At 56.2% G+C, this 22,011-nt stretch carries 20 protein-coding genes; 18 read left to right on the top strand and 2 right to left on the bottom strand.

The annotated features are described in order from the left end of the window. The first annotated feature begins 133 nt into the window (after nt 1–133). Both MJ923_RS19990 and gndA read left to right on the top strand, forming a co-directional pair. The gene (locus MJ923_RS19990) at nt 134–2,074 is read left to right on the top strand and encodes a propionyl-CoA synthetase (protein WP_240592597.1); all 1,941 of its coding nucleotides are present in this window, start codon (nt 134–136) and stop codon (nt 2,072–2,074) included. 182 nt (nt 2,075–2,256) lie between these two features. Next, complete coding sequence (gene gndA, locus MJ923_RS19985; protein WP_240592596.1) at nt 2,257–3,792, top strand: NADP-dependent phosphogluconate dehydrogenase; 1,536 nt, start codon at nt 2,257–2,259, stop codon at nt 3,790–3,792. A 69-nt stretch (nt 3,793–3,861) separates the two neighbouring features. Here the strand turns inward: gndA and MJ923_RS19980 are convergent, their stop codons facing one another. Then, on the bottom strand, nt 3,862–4,743 hold the full coding sequence (locus MJ923_RS19980) for a 1,4-dihydroxy-2-naphthoate polyprenyltransferase (protein ID WP_240592595.1): 882 nt from the start codon (nt 4,741–4,743) through the stop codon (nt 3,862–3,864). A 222-nt stretch (nt 4,744–4,965) separates the two neighbouring features. Between MJ923_RS19980 and MJ923_RS19975 the strand changes: the two genes are divergently transcribed. From MJ923_RS19975 to ompW, 5 genes are all read left to right on the top strand, one after another. Next, nucleotides 4,966–5,862, top strand: coding sequence for an SDR family NAD(P)-dependent oxidoreductase (locus MJ923_RS19975; protein WP_240592594.1), 897 nt, complete (start codon nt 4,966–4,968; stop codon nt 5,860–5,862). Between the two features lie 65 nt (nt 5,863–5,927). Next, nucleotides 5,928–6,797, top strand: a complete 870-nt coding sequence (tesB, locus tag MJ923_RS19970) for an acyl-CoA thioesterase II (protein ID WP_240592593.1) — start codon at nt 5,928–5,930, stop codon at nt 6,795–6,797. Nucleotides 6,798–6,847: 50 nt separating this feature from the next. Next, on the top strand, nt 6,848–7,216 hold the full coding sequence (locus MJ923_RS19965; protein ID WP_240592612.1) for a YbaY family lipoprotein: 369 nt from the start codon (nt 6,848–6,850) through the stop codon (nt 7,214–7,216). A gap of 2 nt (nt 7,217–7,218) precedes the next feature. Beyond that, a complete protein-coding gene (locus MJ923_RS19960) occupies nt 7,219–7,887 on the top strand; it encodes a nucleotidyltransferase family protein (RefSeq protein ID WP_240592592.1) in 669 nt (222 codons plus the stop codon). Nucleotides 7,888–8,394: 507 nt separating this feature from the next. Continuing rightward, a complete protein-coding gene (gene ompW / locus MJ923_RS19955) occupies nt 8,395–9,039 on the top strand; it encodes an outer membrane protein OmpW (RefSeq protein ID WP_240592591.1) in 645 nt (214 codons plus the stop codon). An 82-nt stretch (nt 9,040–9,121) separates the two neighbouring features. On the opposite strand, the gene MJ923_RS19950 is transcribed toward ompW, so the two are convergent. Next, nucleotides 9,122–9,874, bottom strand: coding sequence for an SDR family NAD(P)-dependent oxidoreductase (locus tag MJ923_RS19950; RefSeq protein ID WP_240592590.1), 753 nt, complete (start codon nt 9,872–9,874; stop codon nt 9,122–9,124). 121 nt (nt 9,875–9,995) lie between these two features. Between MJ923_RS19950 and MJ923_RS19945 the strand changes: the two genes are divergently transcribed. The 11 genes from MJ923_RS19945 (at nt 9,996) to MJ923_RS19895 (ending at nt 21,995) form a co-directional block, all read left to right on the top strand. After that, entirely contained in the window at nt 9,996–10,406 is a 411-nt protein-coding gene (locus MJ923_RS19945) for a YbaY family lipoprotein (protein ID WP_240592611.1), read from the top strand. Between the two features lie 53 nt (nt 10,407–10,459). Further along, on the top strand, nt 10,460–11,410 hold the full coding sequence (gene metA / locus MJ923_RS19940; RefSeq protein ID WP_240592589.1) for a homoserine O-acetyltransferase MetA: 951 nt from the start codon (nt 10,460–10,462) through the stop codon (nt 11,408–11,410). Between the two features lie 250 nt (nt 11,411–11,660). After that, entirely contained in the window at nt 11,661–12,839 is a 1,179-nt protein-coding gene (locus tag MJ923_RS19935) for a thiolase family protein (protein ID WP_240592588.1), read from the top strand. Nucleotides 12,840–12,952: 113 nt separating this feature from the next. Beyond that, the gene (locus MJ923_RS19930; RefSeq protein WP_240592587.1) at nt 12,953–14,446 is read left to right on the top strand and encodes a CoA-acylating methylmalonate-semialdehyde dehydrogenase; all 1,494 of its coding nucleotides are present in this window, start codon (nt 12,953–12,955) and stop codon (nt 14,444–14,446) included. 115 nt (nt 14,447–14,561) lie between these two features. Further along, entirely contained in the window at nt 14,562–15,719 is a 1,158-nt protein-coding gene (locus tag MJ923_RS19925; protein ID WP_240592586.1) for an acyl-CoA dehydrogenase family protein, read from the top strand. 39 nt (nt 15,720–15,758) lie between these two features. After that, nucleotides 15,759–16,532, top strand: a complete 774-nt coding sequence (locus MJ923_RS19920; protein ID WP_240592585.1) for an enoyl-CoA hydratase — start codon at nt 15,759–15,761, stop codon at nt 16,530–16,532. A gap of 36 nt (nt 16,533–16,568) precedes the next feature. Next, entirely contained in the window at nt 16,569–17,675 is a 1,107-nt protein-coding gene (locus tag MJ923_RS19915) for an enoyl-CoA hydratase/isomerase family protein (RefSeq protein ID WP_240592584.1), read from the top strand. Between the two features lie 92 nt (nt 17,676–17,767). Continuing rightward, nucleotides 17,768–18,667: a 3-hydroxyisobutyrate dehydrogenase gene (gene mmsB, locus MJ923_RS19910; RefSeq protein ID WP_240592583.1), complete on the top strand. Its 900-nt coding sequence runs from the start codon at nt 17,768–17,770 to the stop codon at nt 18,665–18,667. A gap of 15 nt (nt 18,668–18,682) precedes the next feature. Further along, entirely contained in the window at nt 18,683–19,441 is a 759-nt protein-coding gene (locus MJ923_RS19905; protein ID WP_240592582.1) for an SDR family oxidoreductase, read from the top strand. 267 nt (nt 19,442–19,708) lie between these two features. After that, complete coding sequence (locus tag MJ923_RS19900) at nt 19,709–19,900, top strand: hypothetical protein (RefSeq protein ID WP_240592610.1); 192 nt, start codon at nt 19,709–19,711, stop codon at nt 19,898–19,900. A 52-nt stretch (nt 19,901–19,952) separates the two neighbouring features. Beyond that, nucleotides 19,953–21,995, top strand: a complete 2,043-nt coding sequence (locus MJ923_RS19895) for a S9 family peptidase (RefSeq protein ID WP_240592581.1) — start codon at nt 19,953–19,955, stop codon at nt 21,993–21,995. Nucleotides 21,996–22,011 lie beyond the last annotated feature (16 nt).

Raw genomic sequence — 22,011 nt, 5'->3', positions numbered from 1 at the left:
GCAATAGTTTCACAGTTTTGTGGTGCCCTAGGCTTTTGTCTAATGGGGAAGCGGCTATTGGCGCGCAATAATGCAGTCAATAAGGAAGGGACCTTACGGCCTCAGCGCCACTCCAATTTGGAGAAATAAGACAATGACAACGATAACAAGCACGAGCACGGGCAACCCTATTGACGATCCCGCTGAGGCACTGCGTCTGGCGGCGAAAGACAATCCAGCCGACTATTGGCGCCAGGCGGCGACCCTGGTCGACTGGCATAAAACGCCCGGCACCATTCTTGACGACAGTCAGGCGCCGCTGTACCGCTGGTACACAGACGGTGAAATCAACACCTGCTACAACGCGCTTGACCGTCAGGTCGCTGCCGGTCGCGGCGCGCAGACTGCGTTTCATTACGTCAGCCCTGTGACCGAAACCGAATACTCCATCAGTTACTATGAGTGCCTGGCGCAGGTGAAGCGCCTGGCGGGGCTGCTGGTTTCCCAGGGCGTCAAGGCGGGCGACCGGGTGGTGATTTACATGCCCATGGTGCCCGAAACGGCCTATGCCATGCTGGCTTGCGCGCGCATTGGCGCCATTCATTCGGTGGTATTTGGCGGTTTTGCCGCCAATGAACTGGCGAGCCGGATTAACGATGCCAAGCCGGTGATGGTGTTGTCGGCCTCTTGCGGGGTAGAGCCATCCGGGGTAGTGGCCTATAAGCCACTCCTGGATGCCGCCCTGGAACAGTCGAGTCATAAAGTCAGCAAGTGTTTGATTTTGCAGCGTCCTCAGTATGAGGCGGCGATGCAAGTTGGGCGCGATCTCGATTGGCAGCAGGCGGTGGCCAGTGCGCCGGATGCCGATTGGGTGCCGGCGAAATCGACCGATCCCCTCTATGTGCTGTATACGTCCGGTACCACAGGGCAGCCCAAGGGCGTGGTGCGCGACAACGGCGGCCATGCGGTGGCGCTTGCCTGGTCGATGCGTTACATCTACGACATCGAACCCGGTGATACCTTCTGGGCGGCGTCAGACGTGGGCTGGGTCGTGGGGCACTCTTATATTGTCTACGGGCCGCTGATAGCGGGCGCCACCTCCATTTTGTATGAAGGCAAGCCGGTGGGCACGCCGGATGCCGGTGCCTTCTGGCGCACCATTAAAAAGTACGGCGTTAAGAGCTTCTTTACTGCGCCTACCGCCATTCGCGCTATCAAGCGGGAAGATCCTGAAGGCCTGCAATGCACCTCGGTGGACCTGAGCTGCCTTAAACAGATGTTTCTGGCTGGCGAGCGCTGCGATCCTGATACCCTGGTGTGGGCGCAGCAAATTCTCGGCAAGCCGGTAATTGACCACTGGTGGCAAACCGAAACCGGCTGGCCTGTGGCTGCCAACCTGATGGGGATTGCCCAAACGCCTATTAAACCAGGGTCGCCTGCGCGACCTGTGCCCGGGTATCTGGTGGATGTGGTGGACGAAGCCGGCAACAGCGTCGGCGCGGGCGAGTACGGCAATGTGGTTATCCGCTTGCCGCTGCCGCCGGGCACCTTGCCAACCCTGTGGCAGAACGACCAGCGCTATATCGACAGTTACCTGTCCATGTACCCGGGTTGTTATCTCACCGGGGATGCCGGTTACATGGATGAAGACGGTTATCTTTACATCATGAGCCGTATCGATGATGTGATAAATGTGGCCGGTCACCGTTTGTCCACAGGACGCTTTGAGGAAGTGCTGTGTCAGCATCCCGCCGTGGCCGAAGCGGCAGTGATTGGGGTGGAAGACAAGCTCAAGGGCCAGTTGCCACTTGGGCTGGTGGTACTTAAAAACGGGGTGGATATTACCGAAGAGCAGCTTAATAAAGAGCTGGTGGCGTTGGTGAGAAGCGAAATCGGTCCGGTGGCCGCCTTTAAACTGGTGAGCGCTATTCCGAAATTGCCCAAGACCCGCTCAGGTAAAATCCTGCGGGCGACCATGCGCAAGATTGCTGATAATCAGGAATATGCTGTGCCCGCCACCATTGAAGATCCGGCCACGCTGGAGCTGGTGCGCAACACCCTGACCCGCATGGGCTATGGTGACGCCAGGGTCTGACGACCCATTTGATGGAAAAGCCTCTGATATCTTCAGGGGCTTTTTTATTGCTAAGGTCGTCATTTAGCAACAGTTTTACAGTGCATTCCTATGCATTTTCCGGCCACAGCTGTAATTCATTTACCAAAGTAGCTATAATCCGCGGCGAATTCTGCCTCTTTCTGTACCCGTGGAATATATAAATGCAAAACCACACCCAATTGCACGACATCGGGGTCATTGGCCTGGGTGTCATGGGCAAAAATCTTGCCCTCAATATCGCAGACAACGGCTATCGCGTGGCTGCCTTTGATTTGGACGGCGCCAAGGTGCGCGCAGCTGTCAGTCAGTCTGCCGCCGAAGTTGCTGCCAAACCGGCCCACAGCAACGCCACTGAGCTCACCGGCGTCGATAGCCTCAAGTCGATGCTGGCCTGCTTAAGCTCTCCGCGTTTGCTGCTGCTGTCGGTACCTGCCGGCGCGCCAGTTGACGGTGTTTGCTCGGCGCTGATGGATGCCGGCATCAAGCCGGAAGACATAGTTATCGACACAGGCAACAGCCTGTGGACCGACACCGTTAAGCGTGAACAGGACTACGCTGGCCGCTTTGTGTTTTTCTCCTCTGCCGTTTCCGGCGGTGAAGTGGGCGCCCGTTTTGGCCCCTCTTTGATGCCGTCCGGTAAAAAAGAGGCCTGGGACAGGGTCGCCCCTATCTGGCGTGCGATTGCCGCCAAGGTCGACAATGCCACAGGTCTTCCCATTGAGCGTTTCGAGCCGGGTAACCCTGTGTTGGAAGGCGAGCCCTGCACCGCTTACATCGGCCCTGCGGGCAGCGGTCACTACGTGAAAATGGTGCACAACGGCATTGAATACGCCGATATGCAGCTGATTTGCGAAGCCTACCATTTGCTCTCGGACGTGCTGTCGCTGTCTGCCCAGGAAATTGCTGCCATTTTCGAGCGTTGGAACCAGGGCAAGCTCAACAGCTACCTGATGGGCATCAGCGCCGAAGTATTGAGACAGCCCGACCCAGTGACCGGCAAGCCACTGGTGGAAATGATTTTGGATAAAGCCGGCCAGAAGGGTACAGGTTTGTGGACTGCGGTCAGCAGCCTGCAGATCGGCACCCCGGCGCCGACCATTGCCGAAGCCGTTTACGCCCGCGCCCTGTCTAACCAAAAGGCACTGCGCACCGAGCTTGCCAGCCGTCTTGGTGGCGCTGAGCCGCTGCAAGGCGTTGATGCAGAAAGTTTCATTGATGAGCTGGAACAGGCGCTCTACTGTGCCAAAATTTGCTGTTATGCCCAGGGTTTCCAACTGATGGCGATGAATGCCGCCGAGCAGGGCTGGGAGCTGGACTTTGCCGCGATTGCCCGTATTTGGCGTGCCGGTTGTATCATCCGCGCCACCTTCCTGCAATCCATCACCGAGGCTTACGAGGCTGAGCCTAAACTCGCCAACCTGATGATGGCAGAAAGCTTTGCCAAAGCACTGGGTGAGGCGCAGCAGTCATGGCGCCGTCTGGTGTCCAAGGCGGTGCTGGCCGGTGTGCCTTCGCCCTGCATTACCTCGGCGCTGGCTTACTATGATGGTTACCGCCGTGAAACCCTGCCTGCCAATCTGTTGCAGGGTCAGCGTGACTATTTCGGTGCCCACAGCTTTGAGCGTATTGATACCCCGGCCGGGGAGAAATACCACCTCAACTGGAGCAGCGCCGAGCGCGACCTGATTAAGCTCTAAGCAAATTGTCAGATAAATAAAAAGGCTTCCCCCGGGAAGCCTTTTTAATGGCCGATGCGCTGGCCGCTATCACGCCTGTACGGGAATAAGTAAGCCAACGGAAAAGAGTACGCTGAATACCAGAGTCAGGCGAGCAGTGCGGCCAAGCAGTGGGTTTAAGGCGCCGCCGCTGATTTCGCTGAATTCCCGCGACAGCCGTCTGGCAATCACAATCGACAGCCCGGCAAGCAGCACCGGCCAGCCCGGCAGAATGCCCATTAAAAAGCTGCCGATGATAAGTCCAAATGGCAGGTACACCAGCGCCTGATACAGCACCCGTGACTGGGCTTCGCCGATGCGAACGGCCAGTGTGCGCTTACCTGCCTTGGTGTCGGTGCTGATATCACGGGTGTTATTGACCAGCATGATGGCGGCGTTAAAAAGACCAATGGCCGCCCCCAAAATCCAGGCGTCCACCGAGGTGGTACCTGCCTGCAGGTAATAACTGCCGACTACGGCTACCAGGCCGAAAAACACAAAGGCGGCGACTTCACCCAGGCCATGTGAGGCGAGGGGATAGGGGCCGCCGCTGTAACACAGGGCGCCCAGAATCGATGCTGCGGCCAAAATGGCAATGGGCCAGCCGCCGTGCCAAATCAGCACAGAGCCAACCGCAAGTGCCGCCAGCAGCGCCGCTATCATGGCGGCCTTGACCATGGCCGGAGCAATCAAGCCACTTTGGGTAACCCGCACCGGGCCGAGGCGCTCTTCGGTATCCACGCCGCTTTTGAAATCGAAATAATCATTGGCGAGGTTCACGGCAATTTGCAGCAGCAGCGCGCAAATCATTGAAGCCATAGCAATAAGCACACTGAAACTGTCCAGCGTCAGCGCAAGGGTGTTGCCCACCAACAAGGGGCCGACGGCGGCCGGTAAAGTACGGGGTCTGATAGCAAGTAACCAGGGATTCATGACGTCCTTAGGCTGATAAAACACAAAACTGGCTAAGGATACCAAGAAATGCCACGAAAGTTAGCACAATCGAAATCACGCATTTACCAGACTGGGAGAAGGCGCACAGCAGTCAGTGAGCCAAAGTGAGAATTTGCCAGCATTGTCAAAGTTTTCCAACGTACGCTGTGCTTTATTTGAACGAGCGTTTACAAGGATTTCAGATGTTGGGGGATAGCAAAGATGCGATTCGACAAGCAGTCGGCCCTGATCTCGGGCGCGGCGTCCGGGCTTGGACGGGCCTATGCATTGGCGCTGGCCGAAAGGGGGGCACGGCTGTTTCTGGTGGATACCCTGCCAAGGGAGGCACCGGAGGTGCATGGGTTGCTGAGGGCGTTAACATCGGCGGGCGCCAGTGCCACCTATCTTTGCGTGGACGTCACTGATGAGGGCGGGCTGTGTACCCTGTTTGCTGATCTCGAGCGGTTGACCGGCGGTATCGACCTTTTGATCAACAATGCCGGTATTCATACCCATGGCGCGTTCGAGCACCTGACTCCAATCGAATTCCATCGCCAGCTTCAGGTCGACCTCTGTGGCAGTTTTGCGCTGACCCACGGTTTATGGCGCGGCATGATGGACAGGGGCTATGGCCGGATTGTGATGACCACAGGGGTCAGTGCCCTCTATGGCGATTTGCATCAAAGTGCCTTCGCCTGCGCCAAAATGGCGCTGGTGGGCCTGGTCAATGGCCTTGCCGCCGAAGGACTGCCGCGCAATGTGATGGTCAATAGCCTGTGCCCTCTGGCCCATACCCAGATGACCGAGGCCCACCTGGCGCCGCAGGTTAAGCCGCTGTTCTCCAAAGAAATCATTACCGCTACTTTATTGTTCCTGCTCGGTCCCAAAGCGCCCTGTGGCCGGCATCTGCTTTCCGCCGGTGGCAGTGTCAGCGAGCTTTGCATTGGTGAGCATAGCCACAGGTACTTTGATTCTGACTCCCGCACCCCCGAAGCCATCGCCGCCCACTGGGGGGAGATTGCTTCGGCCTGGCCCATCCACAAACACGCCAGTGGAGAAGATCAAATCCTCGCCTGGGCACGGCGCACCGCCCATGAGCAGGGCATAAAGCTGGAATGAGACTCGCCAGCGGCGGGCGGTTTTTGTTACTCTGAAGGCAATTGACCTTAAATCAGAGAGATAACATGAGCCAGGTGTTAAACGACCTCCTGTCTTTGCTGACGCTGGAACCCCTCGAAATTGGCCTTTACCGTGGCCAGAGCCAGGATCTGGGCTTTGGTCATGTGTTTGGTGGCCAGGTAATGGGTCAGGCCCTGAGCGCCGCCCGCGAAACCGTCGAACCGAGCCGCAAGGTGCATTCGCTGCACAGCTACTTTCTGCGTGCGGGAGATGAGTCTTTACCCATTGTTTACGATGTGGAAATTATGCGCGATGGCGGCTCGTTCAGCGCCCGTCGGGTGAAGGCGATTCAAAAGGGCAGGCCGATTTTTTATATGACCTGTTCGTTCCAGGCGGAAGAAGAGGGCTTTTCCCATCAGATAAGCATGCCAGAGGTACCTGGGCCAGAGGGGCTGTTGAACCAGCAGGAACTGGCGGTGACCTTAAGAGACAAGATCCCGGCGAAAATGTTGGAAAAATTCATGGCCGATGCGCCGATTGAGATGCGCATTGTCGACCCCTGCAGCCCGGTAGCGCCGCGCTCCCGTGAGCCGGTGCGTCATGTGTGGCTGCGCGCCAATGGTAAGGTCGAGGGCGGCAGCCATGTGCACGATGCACTGCTGGCCTATGCGTCCGACTTTAATTTTCTGGTGACGGCGGCTCAGCCCCATGGCGTGTCCTTCCTCACGCCCGGGATGCGCATGGCGACTATCGATCATGCCATGTGGTTTCATCGGCCCTTGGATATGAACGATTGGCTGCTGTACAGTATCGACAGCCCCAACGCCAGTGGCGGACGGGGGTTTGTGAAGGGACATTTTTTCAATCGCCAGGGTGAACTGGTGGCATCGGCGACCCAGGAAGGGCTGATGCGGATGAAACAGGAAACAAAGTGATGTTGAAGTCTATGTTCAGGCCAGCAGCCAGGCTGGTCTCTGTATTTGCCATGCTGCTGACCCTTGGCAGCTTTGGTGGCTGTGTGACAGTAGAAGAGCCCAAGCCGGTGATTATTAATGGAGCCGCGGGCTATCTGGAGCGGGTGGCGTTGCCACCAAACAGCGCCATTACCATTGCCGTTATCGATTTGGACACCCCCGGGGTTATCTTCGCCCAGAAGACCTTTAACGTGGTGCGCACGCCAGTGCCTTTTAAATTTATCCTGCCGCCGGAAACCATAGATCCCAAGGTTAACTACGGGGTGGTGGCACTGATTAAGCACAACAATCAGGTCATTTTCCAAACCTATGACCGCTTCCCGGTGATCCACAACAATAAGTTCACCACTGAGGTGGTGATGAAGCAGGTGAATAACTGAGTATGACCCACGCCCTTGAGGCCAGGCTTGGCGCCATTTTACGGGCCGATCCCAGGCGTCTTGCCTGCCTCGAGATTGCGCGGGAGGCCTGCCTTGCCGAGGGGATAAGCGACTACCTGCTGGCGGCAGGCTTTGTGCGAAATGCCGTGTGGGACCACTTGCATAACGCTGCCCACTCGCCCCTCAATGACGTCGACCTGATTTTTATGGGCTTGTCGCAAAGGGAAAACAGCGCGCTTAATACCGAGAGGCCAGATGATGGCAATAGCCAAACGGCAAAGCATCAGGAGCAGCGGCTGCTGTTGGCACTCAAAAGCGCAGCCCTGACCCGGAGCCGGGCGTCAGCCGCTGAAATCCCTGATAACCTAACTGTCGACATTCCCTGGGAAGTTAAAAATCAGAGCCGCATGCACCTGAAGCATGGCGATGCCCCTTATGCTTCACTCGTCGAAGCCATGGCCGCCTGGCCGGAGCAGGAAACCGCGGTGGGGGTGAGGTTAAACCCGGATGGTGAGCTTGAGTTTCAATCAGCCTGGGGGCTTGAGTCCTTGTTTGCCCTCAAGCTGACTCCTGCTCCCGGGCGGTCTCTGGCCGTATTCCAGCAGCGCCTGGCACAAAAAGACTGGCTAAGACGCTTCCCCAGACTCACGGTTGATGTTGCTAAGGGCTAAATAAATATCCCCTTACTGCTGAGTGAATGACTCCGGCGCGCCGCGGTTGCACAGTTTGTTTGCACATTTCGTTTGCACATTTTGTTTGTATAAGTCGTTTGTATAAGTCTTTTACATAAGTCGCTTGCACAGGTCTCCTGCGCCTTTCAGCTGTGCTTTTCACGCTCCCGCATTTATCCACTGCTGCATTGCTCTGGTAACCCTAACGCCATGTTGCCGCGCATGGGCTATTGAAAGGGCTATTGACTGGGCTATCGAACAGGCAATCGAACAAATTATATGGAACGCCATGTTGTATGAGGGCTTTTCAGGTCATCAGGCAATAAAATCAGCCAGACATTTTGGCTTGATTGTGTGAGCTGGATCGCGTGGGCGATACCTCAAACGGGGTATCAGGCTTGGGCGTTGATTTGGATCAAGAAAGTTAACGTCATCGTCTGGCAGGCTAGGCCCCAATTGTTACGGATGTAACTGAAAATAACAAAGCCCACGTGGTTAATGGAGTAAATGATGAAGAAATCTTATCTGTCTGGTCTGATTGCCGCCTCCCTGCTGTCTGTTGTTTCTGTTTCTGCCATGGCGCATCAGGCCGGTGATATCATCGTTCGTGCCGGTGCTGTGACTGTTGCCCCTGAAGAATCAAGCCCTGTGGTTGCCGGTGTGGCCGAGTTTGGCGTAAGCAACAACACTCAGCTGGGTCTGAACTTCGGCTACATGCTGACCGACAACTGGGCTATCGAACTGCTGGCCGCTACCCCATTCAGCCACGACGTGTCTCTGGGCGCGCTGGGCAAAATCGCTGAAACCAAGCACCTGCCACCCACTCTGGTTGCTCAGTACTACTTCGGCAATGCCAACTCTGCCTTCCGCCCATATGTGGGTGTGGGTGTGAACTACACCAACTTCTTTGACAACGAATTCACCAACGATCTGGATGGCGCCCTGACTGATCTGAGCCTGTCCACCTCTATCGGTTGGGCTGCTCAAGCCGGTTTTGACTACAGCTTCAACAAGAACTGGATGCTGAACGCTTCTGTATGGTATGCCGACATCAGCACTGACGTGAAATTCAACCTGGGCGGCGAAGCACAGTCTGTGAAGACCGACATCAACCCATGGGTTTACATGGTGAGCGTAGGTTACAAGTTCTAAGGTTTTCCCTTCCCTGCAAACCTTGGAGAAAAAAGGCGCCGATGGCGCCTTTTTTGTGTTTGTTTTTCAGAGAGTAAAGGGATTAGTGCTTAGCCTTTTTCTTCCAGTGGCGGGTGTTGTAGATATACTCGGGCAGTAGCCGGGTAAGCCAGGCCACCAGCGCCCAGCGGCGGGTGATATAGGCCCGTCGCTTGCCTTTTTTCAGTGCCCGGATGATTTGCGCTGCCACCTTGGGCAGTGGCGGCAACCAAAACTGGCTTTGTTGCATCGCCGCTTTATCCAGCAGGCCCATTTGCAGATCTGTGATGGTAATCGGCAGCTTCAGCCGCTGGGCATGCATCGACAGGCCCTCAAGGTAATTTTGCGCAAAGGCCTTGGAGGCATGGTAAGCCACTGCCGGGCCGCCACGCTGACCGGCGATGGAGTTAATCGCCGCCAACTGGCCGTAACCTTGTTCGCGAAGTAATCGAAAGGCCGTATTGCAAATCAGCGCAAAGCCCTGCACGTTTACCTTGATGATATCGGCTTCCATTTGCCAGGGCAGATCCGGGTGGTAGCTGTTGAGGCCGGTATTGACCAGCACCAAATGGGCGCCGCCAAGCTGTTGCCACAGGGATTCAATGGCGTGGGCAGCGGCCTCTGGCTCCGTGATAGGCAAGGCAGCCACAGTGATATCGGCTCGGTTTTGTTCTGGGAGTGAACCGATAAAGTCGTTCATGGCGTCGGGTTCCGGCACCAACAGACCGAGGCGGGTGCCTTCCTGTGAGAGCTGGATCACTAATTCGCGTCCAAGTTGTGAGCTGGCGCCCACAATTATCGCAGTTGCTTGAGTCATAAAGTATTTTTGCCGTGAACTGAGGCTAACATGATAGGGCTAAAGCCACAGGTGAACAAGATTCAATAATGGATGTATAGACATCCGGAAGTCTTGATGTATGATCTGGGAGGATCCAATGATGAAGAAATGGTTACTGAGCGCCGCCCTGCCAATGGCTGCCATGATAGGGGCAGCAGGACTGACAGGTTGCGCCTCCACTGACAACAATGTGGAGATCAGTGGCAGTGTGTGGTTTCGCGAGCGTATCGCGCTGCCGCCGGAGTCTGTGCTCACGGTACAGGTGCAGGATGTATCCCGTATGGATGTGGCTGCCGAAGTGCTGGGTGAGATGGCGGTAACTGTGCAGGCGGTGCCAAAGGACTTTCTGTTCGTGTTCAAGCGCGATCAGTTTAAGCCAGGGCACACCTATGCCATAGGTGCGCGGATAACCAAAGACGATAAGCTTTTGTTTATCAACACGCAAAGCTACACAGTGGATCTCAATCAGCCCACCGGTATGTCGGTGATGCTGGAGAAAGTAGGGCGTTGAGCCGGGGTAACCGGCAGCGGCGCCCGCGGATTTAATCAATCGAGAGGCGCGGTATGCCGGTTAAGATCCCAGATAACCTGCCAGCGGCAGAAATTCTGTCAGCTGAAAATATCTTTGTGATGTCCGAGACTCGGGCGGCCAATCAGGACATACGTCCGATGAAGGTGCTTATTCTCAATCTGATGCCCAATAAGATTGAGACTGAGACCCAACTGCTGCGCCTGCTTGGCAACACGCCTTTGCAGGTGGATGTGGACTTGCTGCGTATTCACGACAAAGAGTCCCGCCACACCTCAGTCGACCATATGAACACCTTTTATCGCGACTTTGAGGATGTTCGCCACAAGAATTACGACGGTCTTATCATCACAGGTGCGCCCCTGGGGCAGCTCGATTTTGAAGATGTGACTTACTGGGACCATATTCGCGAAATCATCGACTGGTCGCAAAGCCATGTGACCTCAGTGCTGTTCCTGTGCTGGGCGGCCCATGCCGGGCTGTATCATCTGTATGGCGTTAAGCGGCAACTGCTTGAAACCAAACGCTCCGGGGTGTTTGTTCATACCCGAAGCTGTGAGCATCATCCGCTGCTGCGCGGTTTCGATGAAGAGTTTTTCGCGCCCCATTCCCGCTATGCCGAAATTCCGGTGGCCGAGCTGCATGCTCATCCTGAGTTGCAGGTGCTGGCCGAATCTGAAGAGGCTGGTGCCTATCTGGTGCTGAGCCGCGATAATCGCAATCTGTTTGTGATTGGTCACCCCGAATACCAAAAATCCACCTTAAGTGATGAATATCATCGGGATTTGGCTGCCGGTATCGACCCGGAAGTTCCCAGAAATTACTTTCGCAACGACGACCCGGCCCAGGCGCCGGTGGCCCGCTGGCATGGCCATGGCAGCCTGCTGGTCAGTAACTGGCTTAACTACTATGTGTACCAGTTGACGCCCTATGATTTGTCGGACATGAGCGCCATTACCCCCTGGGAAGAGGGCGAAAGGTCCTGATAGATAAACAAAAAGGCCGGTGAATACCGGCCTTTTTGTTTATCTGCTCTCCTTCGCCGCGCCACAGCAACCCCGGGTGTAAATCCAGAGTGACAAAGCCTCTGCCAGAAAAAGCGCAATCTTAGACCAATTTCCACTTGCTTTACGTTCGCGTAAACGTCACATTCAATGCATCGGGTCGCAAACTGCGACAGCAATCACATTTGCCCGTTGTTTTGGATCGGGCACGACAAGCAATTGGAGTCAGAAAATGAGCGTATCGGATATCGTCATTGTCGCGGCAAAGCGTACTGCCATGGGCGGTTTTCAGGGCAGTTTGTCAGAGGTGGCATCACCCAAACTGGCCGCCACCGCAGTGAAAGCCCTGCTGGATGACACCGGCATTGCTGCTGACAAAGTCGACGAGCTGCTGATGGGCTGCGTGCTGCCCGCAGGTTTGGGTCAGGCGCCTGCGCGTCAGGCTGCACTGGGTGCCGGTTTGCCGCTGTCTGTGGGTGCTTCCACAGTCAACAAGGTGTGTGGCTCGGGCATGAAAACCGTGATGCTGGCCCATGACCTTATCAAAGCAGGCAGCGCCAATGTGGTGATTGCCGGTGGTATGGAAAGCATGAGTCAGGCGCCATACCTGCTCGATAAGGCCCGTGGTGGCATGCGCATGGGCCATGGCAAGGTGCTGGATCATATGTTCCTCGATGGCCTTGAAGACGCCTACACCGGCGGTGCCATGGGCACGTTCGCCCAAAAGACAGCCGACGACTATGGCCTGACCCGCGAGTCGATGGACGCCTTTGCGTTAAGCTCACTGGAAAAAGCCAATGCCGCCATCAACTCAGGTGCTTTTGAAGCAGAAATCGTACCCGTGATTGTGTCCAGCCGCAAAGGCGATGTGGAAGTGAAAGTTGACGAGCAGCCAGGCAACGCCCGCCCCGAAAAAATTCCTACTCTGCGTCCGGCCTTCGCCAAAGACGGCACCATCACAGCCGCCAACTCATCCTCCATCTCCGACGGCGCCGCCGCGCTGATGCTGATGAGCCGTGAACAGGCTGATGCCCTGGGCTTGAGCGTACTTGCCACTATCAAGGGCCACAGCACCCACGCTCAGGAGCCCGCCATGTTCACCACAGCGCCGGTTGGCGCGATGAACAAGCTGCTGGCCAATGTGGGCTGGAACAAGGATGAGGTGGATTTGTTTGAAATCAATGAAGCCTTCGCCATGGTAACCATGCTGGCCATCAGCGAACTTCAGCTCGATGCCGCCAAGGTAAACGTCAATGGCGGTGCCTGTGCCCTTGGTCACCCCATCGGCTGCTCCGGTGCCCGGGTACTGGTGACCCTCATTCACGCCCTTAAGGCCCGAGGCCTTAAGCGTGGCGTTGCCTCGCTGTGTATCGGCGGCGGCGAAGCCACTGCCATGGCCATCGAAGTGTAATTATTCAGGACTCTTGCAAGCAGCAATCAACAAGACATCAGGAGCGAGCGGGCGCAGCCATTCATAATTCCTATAAGGCGCGCCGCGACCTCTGACCCTCAAAAGGAAGCGATATGACCACACAAGTTAAGCATTACATCGATGGCGAGTTCACCCTGGGACAAGGTGAACGGGTAATTACAGTCACCAACCCGGCCAACAATCAGCCGATTGCCCAGGTGCGCTGTGCCAGCGATGACGAAGTGCATGGCGCTATTGCCAGTGCCAAGGCGGCGTTCCAAAGCTGGAAGGAAGTACCTGTGTCAGAGCGTGCCCGGGTGATGCTGCGCTATCAGGCGCTGCTCAAAGAGCACCACGACGAACTGGCCACCATTCTTGCCAAGGAAACCGGCAAGACCTTTGAAGATGCAAAAGGCGATGTGTGGCGCGGCATTGAAGTGGCCGAGCATGCCTGCAATATCGCTTCGCTGCTGATGGGCGAAACCGTTGAAAACGTGGCCCGTAAAATCGACACCTATTCCTACACCCAGCCGCTGGGCGTGTGCGCCGGTATTACCCCATTTAACTTCCCGGCGATGATCCCGCTGTGGATGTTCCCGCTTGCCATCGCCTGCGGTAACACCTTTGTGCTCAAGCCTTCCGAGCAAGACCCCATGACCCCTCAGCGTCTGGCCGAGCTGTTTGAACAGGCAGGAGCCCCCAAGGGCGTGCTGCAATTGGTTCATGGCGACAAGAGTGCTGTGGACATTCTGCTGACCCATCCTGATATAAAGGCCATTTCTTTTGTGGGCTCTGTGGGTGTGGGCCAGTACGTGTATAAGACGGGGACCGATAACTTAAAGCGGGTGCAGGCCTTTGCCGGTGCCAAGAACCACTGCGTGATCATGCCGGATGCCAACAAGCAGCAGGTGATCAATAACCTGGTGGGCGCCTCAGTGGGCGCTGCCGGTCAGCGCTGTATGGCGATATCTGTGGCCGTATTTGTGGGCGCCGCCAAAGAGTGGATCCCCGAGCTTAAAGAGGCGCTTTCCAAGGTGCGTCCGGGTCTGTGGGATGATAAAGACGCAGGTTACGGCCCGCTTATCAGCCCTGCCGCCAAAGAGCGGGTGCTGAAACTTATCGCCCAGGGCAAGGCCGAGGGCGCAGAGTGTCTGTTGGATGGCTCTGATTTCACCGTTGCAGGCTATGAGTCCGGCAACTGGGTTGGTCCTACCATGTTCGACAAGGTCACCACCGACATGAGCATCTACAAAGAAGAAATTTTCGGCCCTGTGCTGTGCTGCATGGAAGTGGACGAACTGGAAGAGGCCATTGAGCTGGTGAACAAATCACCCTACGGCAACGGCACCTCTATCTTCACCGCCAGTGGCGCCGCCGCCCGTAAATACCAGCACGAAATCGAAGTGGGTCAGGTGGGGATTAACGTGCCTATCCCTGTGCCGCTGCCATTTTTCTCCTTCACCGGTTGGAAAGGCAGCTTCTACGGCGATCAGCACGCCTATGGCAAGCAGGCGGTGCGTTTCTTTACCGAGACCAAGACCATCACCTGTCGCTGGTTTGAAGACGATATTCCCCATGGCCCCAATATGACCATCGCCCTGCGCTAAGCGCCGGGGTTGGTGCAGACCTATCAGACAACAAGACAGCAACTTAAAAACAGGCAGGCCGGCGTTATCGCCGGCCATCACATGAAGTGACCCCAGAGTCACGGGAGCAGTCAAGATGGATTTCAATTTAAACGAAGATCAACGCCAGTTCGCCGAACTTGCCCGCCAGTTCGCCGCAGATGAGCTCACCCCCTTCGCCGGTAAGTGGGACGAAGAACATCATTTCCCGAAAGACGTTATTCAAAAGGCCGGTGAGCTGGGTTTTTGCTCACTATACTCACCCGAGTCCGAAGGTGGCATGGGCCTGTCACGGCTCGACTCTTCCATCATTTTTGAAGAGCTTTCAAAAGGTTGTACCGCCACCACCGCAATGTTGACCATTCACAATATGGCCACCTGGATGGTGACGACCTGGGGCACTGAAGCGTTTCGCGCCGAGTGGTCCGAGGCTTTAACCACGGGTGCCAAGCTCGCGTCCTATTGCCTCACCGAACCCGGTGCCGGCAGTGATGCCGCTTCGCTTACCACCAAGGCGGTGCGTGAGGGCGACGAATATGTGATAAACGGCAGCAAGATGTTTATCTCAGGCGCCGGTGCCACCGAGCTTCTGGTGGTGATGTGCCGCACCGGCGAAGCCGGTCCCAAGGGCATTTCTGCCATCGCCATTCCCGCCGATGCCGAAGGGGTGATTTACGGCAAGGCCGAAGACAAGATGGGCTGGAATGCCCAGCCAACCCGCCTTATTACCTTTGAAAACGTGCGGGTGCCGGTACAAAACCTGCTGGGCGATGAAGGCCAGGGCTTTACCTTTGCCATGAAGGGCCTGGATGGCGGCCGTATCAATATCGCGACCTGCTCTGTGGGCACGGCACAGGCTGCTCTTGAGCGTTCAATCGCTTATATGAACGAGCGCAAACAGTTTGGAAAACCTCTGGCGGCCTTCCAGGCGCTGCAGTTCAAGCTTGCCGACATGGCCACCGAGCTGGTGGCTGCCCGTCAAATGGTGCGTCTGGCCGCTTTTAAACTTGACAGCCAGGACCCTGAAGCCACCGCATACTGTGCCATGGCCAAGCGTTTTGCCACCGACATCGGCTTTGCGGTGTGCGATGCTGCACTGCAAATTCATGGCGGCTATGGTTATATCCGTGAGTATCCGCTGGAGCGTCATTTCCGCGATGTGCGGGTGCATCAAATTCTGGAAGGCACCAACGAGATCATGCGCCTTATCATCTCCCGTCGCCTGCTGGACGAAAACGCCCACGACATTCTCTGATTTGGACCCGAGACTTCGACAGAATAAGGAATTATTGCCATGGCTTTTTTGATTGAACGTATCGAAGGCAACGCCGCCATTCTCACCATCAGCAATCCACCGGCCAACACCTGGACCCGCGAGAGCCTGAATGAGCTGAAGGAAAAGGTACTCGAGCTTAATGACAACAGCGAGATTTATGCGCTGGTGCTGACCGGCGAAGGGCAGAAGTTTTTCTCCGCCGGCGCCGACTTAAAACTCTTTGCCGATGGTGATAAAGGCAACGCTGCAACCATGGCCAAGGCCTTTGGTGAAGCGTTCGAGACCTTGAGTGCGTTTCGTGGTGTGTCCATTGCCGCCATCAATGGCTATGCCATGGGCGGTGGCCTAGAAGTGGCGCTGGCCTGTGATATCCGTATCGCCGAAATTCAGGCGGTGATGGCGTTGCCGGAAGCCACTGTGGGCCTGTTGCCCTGCGCCGGTGGCACGCAAAACCTGACTGCGCTGGTGGGCGAGGGCTGGGCCAAGCGCATGATCCTCTGCGGCGAGCGTATTGATGCCACCAAGGCACTGAATCTTGGGCTGGTGGAAGAAGTGGTGGAAACCGGTGAAGCGCTCGATGCCGCCATTGCTCTGGCCGCCAAGGTAGCCAAACAAAGTCCGTCGGCCGTGGCGGTGTGCAAAAAGCTGATTCAAAGTGGTCGCAGTATGCCGCGTACCCAGGCGCTGCCAATCGAGCGTGAACTTTTTATCGGACTTTTTGATACTGAAGATCAGGCCGAAGGGGTTAATGCCTTCCTCGAGAAGCGTGCCGCTGTATGGAAAAACCGCTGAGGCCATGCCTTGGACGCTGATACGCAAGGAGACAGCATGACACAGAAAGTTGTTTTTCAGACTCTGGGCACCGTCTCAGGCAAGCAAATAGGTGTGGCCACCCTCAATGTGGAAGCCGCCCTCAATGCGCTGGATTTGGATATGGTGTGGGCCCTGAATGCTCAGTTGAAGGCCTGGCAAACCGATGATGACATTGCCATGGTGCTGCTCGACGGCGCCGGTGAAAAAGCCTTTTGTGCCGGTGGCGATGTGCGGGCGCTGTATCAGGCCAGCAAAGAGGCCCCCGGCAGTGTCGATACCCTGGCCAAGGTGTTTTTCGAAGAGGAATATCGCCTCGACTATCTTATCCATGAATTCGGCAAACCCCTTATGGTGTGGGGCGATGGCATAGTCATGGGCGGCGGCCTTGGCCTGATGGCCGGTGCCAGCCATCGTATTGCTACCGAGCGCTCCCGCATCGCGATGCCGGAAATTACCATAGGTCTTTACCCCGATGTGGGCGGCACCTTCTTTTTGGCTCATATGCCAGAGAAAATCGGCCTGTTTCTGGGGCTGACGGCATTTCAAATGAATGGCGCCGATGCGCTGTTTGCCGGTACTGCCAATTATCTGCTTCGCAGCGATGATAAAGAGCCACTGCTCGACGCCCTCGCCGAAGTCATGTGGGATGAGGACGCCAGCGCCAACCACGGCCGTTTGTCAGCAGTGTTGTGTGCCCGTGAGGTGCCGGCGCAGGAGAGTTTCTTAAAGGCCCATCACGAGACGATTTCGGCCCTGTGTGAAGGGGAGTTGACCGACATAGCCCAGCGCTTCAAGGCACTGGATGAAGAGGGCGCGCCGCACTTTATGCGTGCCCGTGACACCTTCCTGGCTGGCAGCCCCTTAAGTGCCCATATCATCTGGCATCAGGCGATTATCGGCGATGAATTGCCGCTGGATGATTGCTTCCATTGGGAGCTGGGTGTCAGTGTCAATTGCTGCGCCCATGGCGATTTTGTCGAAGGGGTGCGTGCGCTGCTGATAGACAAAGACCGTAATCCCAAGTGGCAGTTTGCCGATGTGGCCTCGGTGCCCGAGGACGTGCTGGAACGGCTGTTGACCTCCCCCTGGGAGGGCGGCGCCCATCCACTGGACAATCTGTAATATCGATTTTAATCCGCTGGCTAAGCTAAGCGGTGGAGGTTTTTCCGAGCGGCGCGGTGCGCACTTGGGTGATGATTTCAAGGAGTGAGTGTATGGCAAACGTAGCGTTTATCGGCCTTGGTAATATGGGTGGCCCTATGGCGGCCAATTTGCTCAAAGCCGGCCATCAGGTGAAGGTATTCGATTTAAATCCCGCCGCCGTTGAGGCTTTAAAAGCACAGGGCGCGGGCAGCGGGGATTCTGCTCAGGATATCGCCAGTGACGCCGATGTGGTGGTGAGCATGTTGCCTGCCGGTAAGCATGTACGTGGCCTCTACCTGGGTACAGATGCAGCTAAAGGTTTGATTGAGGTGGTGAAAGCAGGTTGTCTCTTGATAGACTGCTCCACCATAGATGCCGACAGCGCGCGGATTGTGGCCGAAGCAGCTGCTGCCAAGGGGCTCGAGTTTATCGATGCGCCTGTTTCCGGCGGTACTGCAGGCGCGGCGGCGGGCACCCTTACCTTTATCTGTGGTGGCACAGATACCGCATTTGAGGCAGCCAAAGTAGTGCTGGGCAATTTGGGCGCCAATATTTTCCACGCTGGTGGCCCTGGCGCCGGTCAGGTGGCCAAGATTTGTAATAACATGCTGCTGTCGGTATTGATGGTGGGCACCAGCGAGGCGCTGTCGCTGGGGATTGACCATGGGCTCGATCCCAGGGTGCTGTCTGACATCATGAAGGTGTCCAGCGGCGGCAACTGGACGCTGGAAAAATACAACCCTTGCCCGGGTGTGATGGACACAGTGCCATCATCCAAGGGCTATCAGGGCGGCTTTATGGTTGACCTGATGGTGAAGGATTTGGGGCTGTCCCAGGAAGCGGCGCTCAGCAGCCAGTCAAGCACCCCCATGGGCGCGCTGGCACGTAGTCTGTACGTTTCCCATGCCCGCGCTGGTAACGGCAAGCGAGACTTCTCAAGCATTTTTGAACACTTTGCCAAAGGCGAGTGAGCCTAAGGATACAAGATGGAATTGAAGGATAAGGTAGTGGTCATCACCGGCGGTGCCGGTGGATTGGGCCTGGCCATGGCCAAAGACTTGGCCGCTCACGGTGCCAAGCTGGCACTGATTGATGTAGATCAGGAGCGCCTCGAGCGTGCCTGCGCCGATATTGGCGATGCCACCGAGGTACAGGGCTACGCGCTGGATATCACCGACGAAGAAGATGTGACCGCAGGCTTTAAGTACATTCTTGAAGACTTTGGCGCCGTGCATGTGCTGATCAACAACGCCGGTATTCTGCGTGACGGCATGCTGGTGAAAGCCAAAGACGGCGTAATCAGCGATCGCATGTCGCTGGCGCAGTTCCAGTCGGTAATTAACGTGAACCTTACCGGCACTTTCCTGTGCGGCCGTGAAGCGGCCTGCGCCATGATTGAAACCGGTGAGGGCGGGGTGATTGTCAATATCTCCAGCCTGGCGCGTTCCGGCAACATGGGTCAGACCAACTACGCCGCCTCCAAAGCCGGTGTGGCCACCATGGCCGTGGGCTGGGCCAAAGAACTTGCCCGCCACAATATCCGCGCTGCGGCAGTGGCACCGGGCGTGATTGCCACCGAGATGACCGCCGCCATGAAACCCGAGGCGCTGGAGCGTCTTGAGAAGCTGGTGCCGGTTGGTCGTCTGGGGCAGGCAGAAGAAATCGCCTCCACCGTGCGTTTCATCATCGAAAACGATTATGTGAACGGCCGGGTATTCGAAATCGATGGCGGCCTGCGTTTTTAAGCGCCAGGCCGGGGTGAGGCCTTCGTAATGAGGCTGCTCGCCCGATGAAAGCCTTCGGCACCTGATGTCCACGGACGCAGGTGCCGTTATTTTTTGTCATACTTTATTTTCAGCGATAACGTTGACATCAGCTTGGCCAAATTGAACAATGCCGGGTGAAATTCGACGTAGAATCGTCTTGAAAAGCAAGGCGAAAGCGCTTGCACTGGGTCATTGTTCTAGGGCTTAAAGCAGATGTCGAGGTTGGAAAACTACACCAGAAAGATGATGCTCTGGGTAGGTTATGCAGGTGTTGTCGTGATTTACGGCGGTTTTCTTTATCTGCTGCTCAGCGGCAGAGATACCCGGGTGATCCCCTGGTATTTTTTGTTGTCGCCCTGGGTGTGCGTGTATTTTGGCCTGAGCGACAAACAACAAAAAGATGTAGTGGGCTGGTTTCTAACTAAATTCAAACGCTGACCGGCCCGGTGTTTATACTTCGCTAAGCGAAGACTTGGGGGGAAGCACAGACATGAGGCTCAGTACCGGGCAGCGCCTGCTGGCGTTTCTGCTGACATGGCTGATTTTGGGCTGCGAGCCGAAGCAAGAGCTGGCTGTGCCTGTCAGTGCTGAATTCGAGCCGGTTGCGGCTCAATATGGCACCTGGGCATCGCCGCTGTTGGCTGCTGACGTCTATGCCAGCTCCGATGAGCTGCTTGAACTCAGAGCCGTTGGTGACCTCATTTATTTCTCCCTGTTTGACGGCAACAGCGGCACCACCACCATTCGGCGGCTGGAAAACGACGGTAAGGTCACGGCGGTAGTGCCCGATGGCTTTGATGTTGGCAGTCGGGTACACGAATACGGCGGCGGCGATTTTCTTGGCATTGGCCAGAGCCTGTTTGCGTCCGCCAAGGGCGATCAACTCTTTTACCGCTTTGCCCCCAATCAGCCTCCTCTGGCACTTACCCCCAATGGCACCCGCCATGGCGACTGTATTTCCTACCCCAAGGGGTCGCGCATTATTTGTGTGCGCGAAGATCACCGCAAGCCCGGCACCCCGGTAGCGAGTTTGGTCACCATCAACCTGAACTTTGCCGGAGAAGGCGACACCTTCGTTGAGGGCCATGATTTTATCAGCTCGCCTGCCATCAACAGCGATAACAGTCAGCTGGCCTGGCTTACCTGGGAAAACCCGGCCATGCCATGGGATAACACCCGCCTGTGGCTTGGTGAGCTTGACCGTAAAGGACGGCTGCACAGTCCCAAAATCGTCGCTGGCACTGAGGGCAATGTGGCCATTACCCAGCCGATGTTCGGCCCCGATGGTCGTTTGTATTTTATTGCCGATTTTGATGACTGGTGGAACCTTTACCGCTTGGGAGAGGATGGCAAACCTGAGCTGCTGCTGAAAAAGGCGGCGGACTTTGCCGGACCTGCCTGGCGTCTCGGTGAGCGCAATTATGCCTTTGAAGGCGACAATAACATCATTGCAAGCTATATTCACAATGGTGAAGCCGGGCTTATCCGCTTGCATCTGGATACCGGCGCCGCCGAAGACATTGCGGTGGACTTCGGTGAAATCAAACAGCTGACCGGTGGCCGTGACGGTGTGTATTTCATTGGCAATAAGGTCACCACTGAGAAAGGCATCTACCGGGTCAGTGGCCGTGGCGTGGAGCTGGTGTTTACCCCGGAGCTGGCCGCCCTCGATCCAAGGTACATTTCACGGGCACAAAGCATCAGCTTTGCCACTGGCGACAATATGCGTGCCTGGGGATACTTCTACTGGCCACGTAATCCATCATTTAAAGGGCTGGTGGACTCACGTCCGCCACTGTTGGTTAAGTTGCACGGTGGCCCTACTGCCAAGGCGAGCCTTGCCTATCGCAGTGATATTCAATACTGGACCAGCCGCGGCTTTGCGGTGCTGGATTTGAATTACCGCGGCAGCAGTGGCTTTGGCCGCGCCTACCGTCAATCCTTGTACGGAAACTGGGGCAAGGCCGATGTGGATGATGCCATCAACGCTGCCCGTTTTTTGGTGAATAAAGGCTGGGTCGATGGCAGCCGGATGGCTATTACCGGCTCCAGCGCCGGAGGCCTGACCGTATTATCGGCACTGGCCCATGACGGCACCTTTAAGGCTGGGGTGAGCCGTGCGGGCATAAGCGATCTGGAGCTGCTTGCCGGAGAAACCCACAAGTTTGAGAAAAACTACCTTGATCAACTCATTGGGCCAATTGCGACCCACAGAGATGTGTACCGTCACCGCTCGCCTATCCATCAGCTCGATCATCTGAACAAGCCATTGCTGCTGTTGCAGGGGCTGCAGGATACTGTGGTGCCACCCAATCAGACTCTTGACATTCACAAGGCGCTGGTGAAAAACCGGGTGCCAGTGGCACTATTGACCTTTGCCGATGAAAACCACAATCATTGGAAAGATGGGAGTCTTATCAAGGCATTGGAGTACGAACTCAGCTTCTATGGCCAGGTATTTGGTTTCAGCCCGGCCGATACTTTACCGGCACTCAATCTGCAAAACCCCGAATCTGTGCCCGTCAGCCCTTAAGCGGCTGTGCATTTAG

Origin of the sequence: Shewanella zhuhaiensis (genome assembly GCF_022484835.1) — a bacterium.
Lineage (GTDB): Bacteria > Pseudomonadota > Gammaproteobacteria > Enterobacterales > Shewanellaceae > Shewanella > Shewanella khirikhana.
The sequence above is the reverse complement of the archived record's forward strand: the minus strand, read 5'-3'. Positions and strand labels throughout refer to the sequence as shown.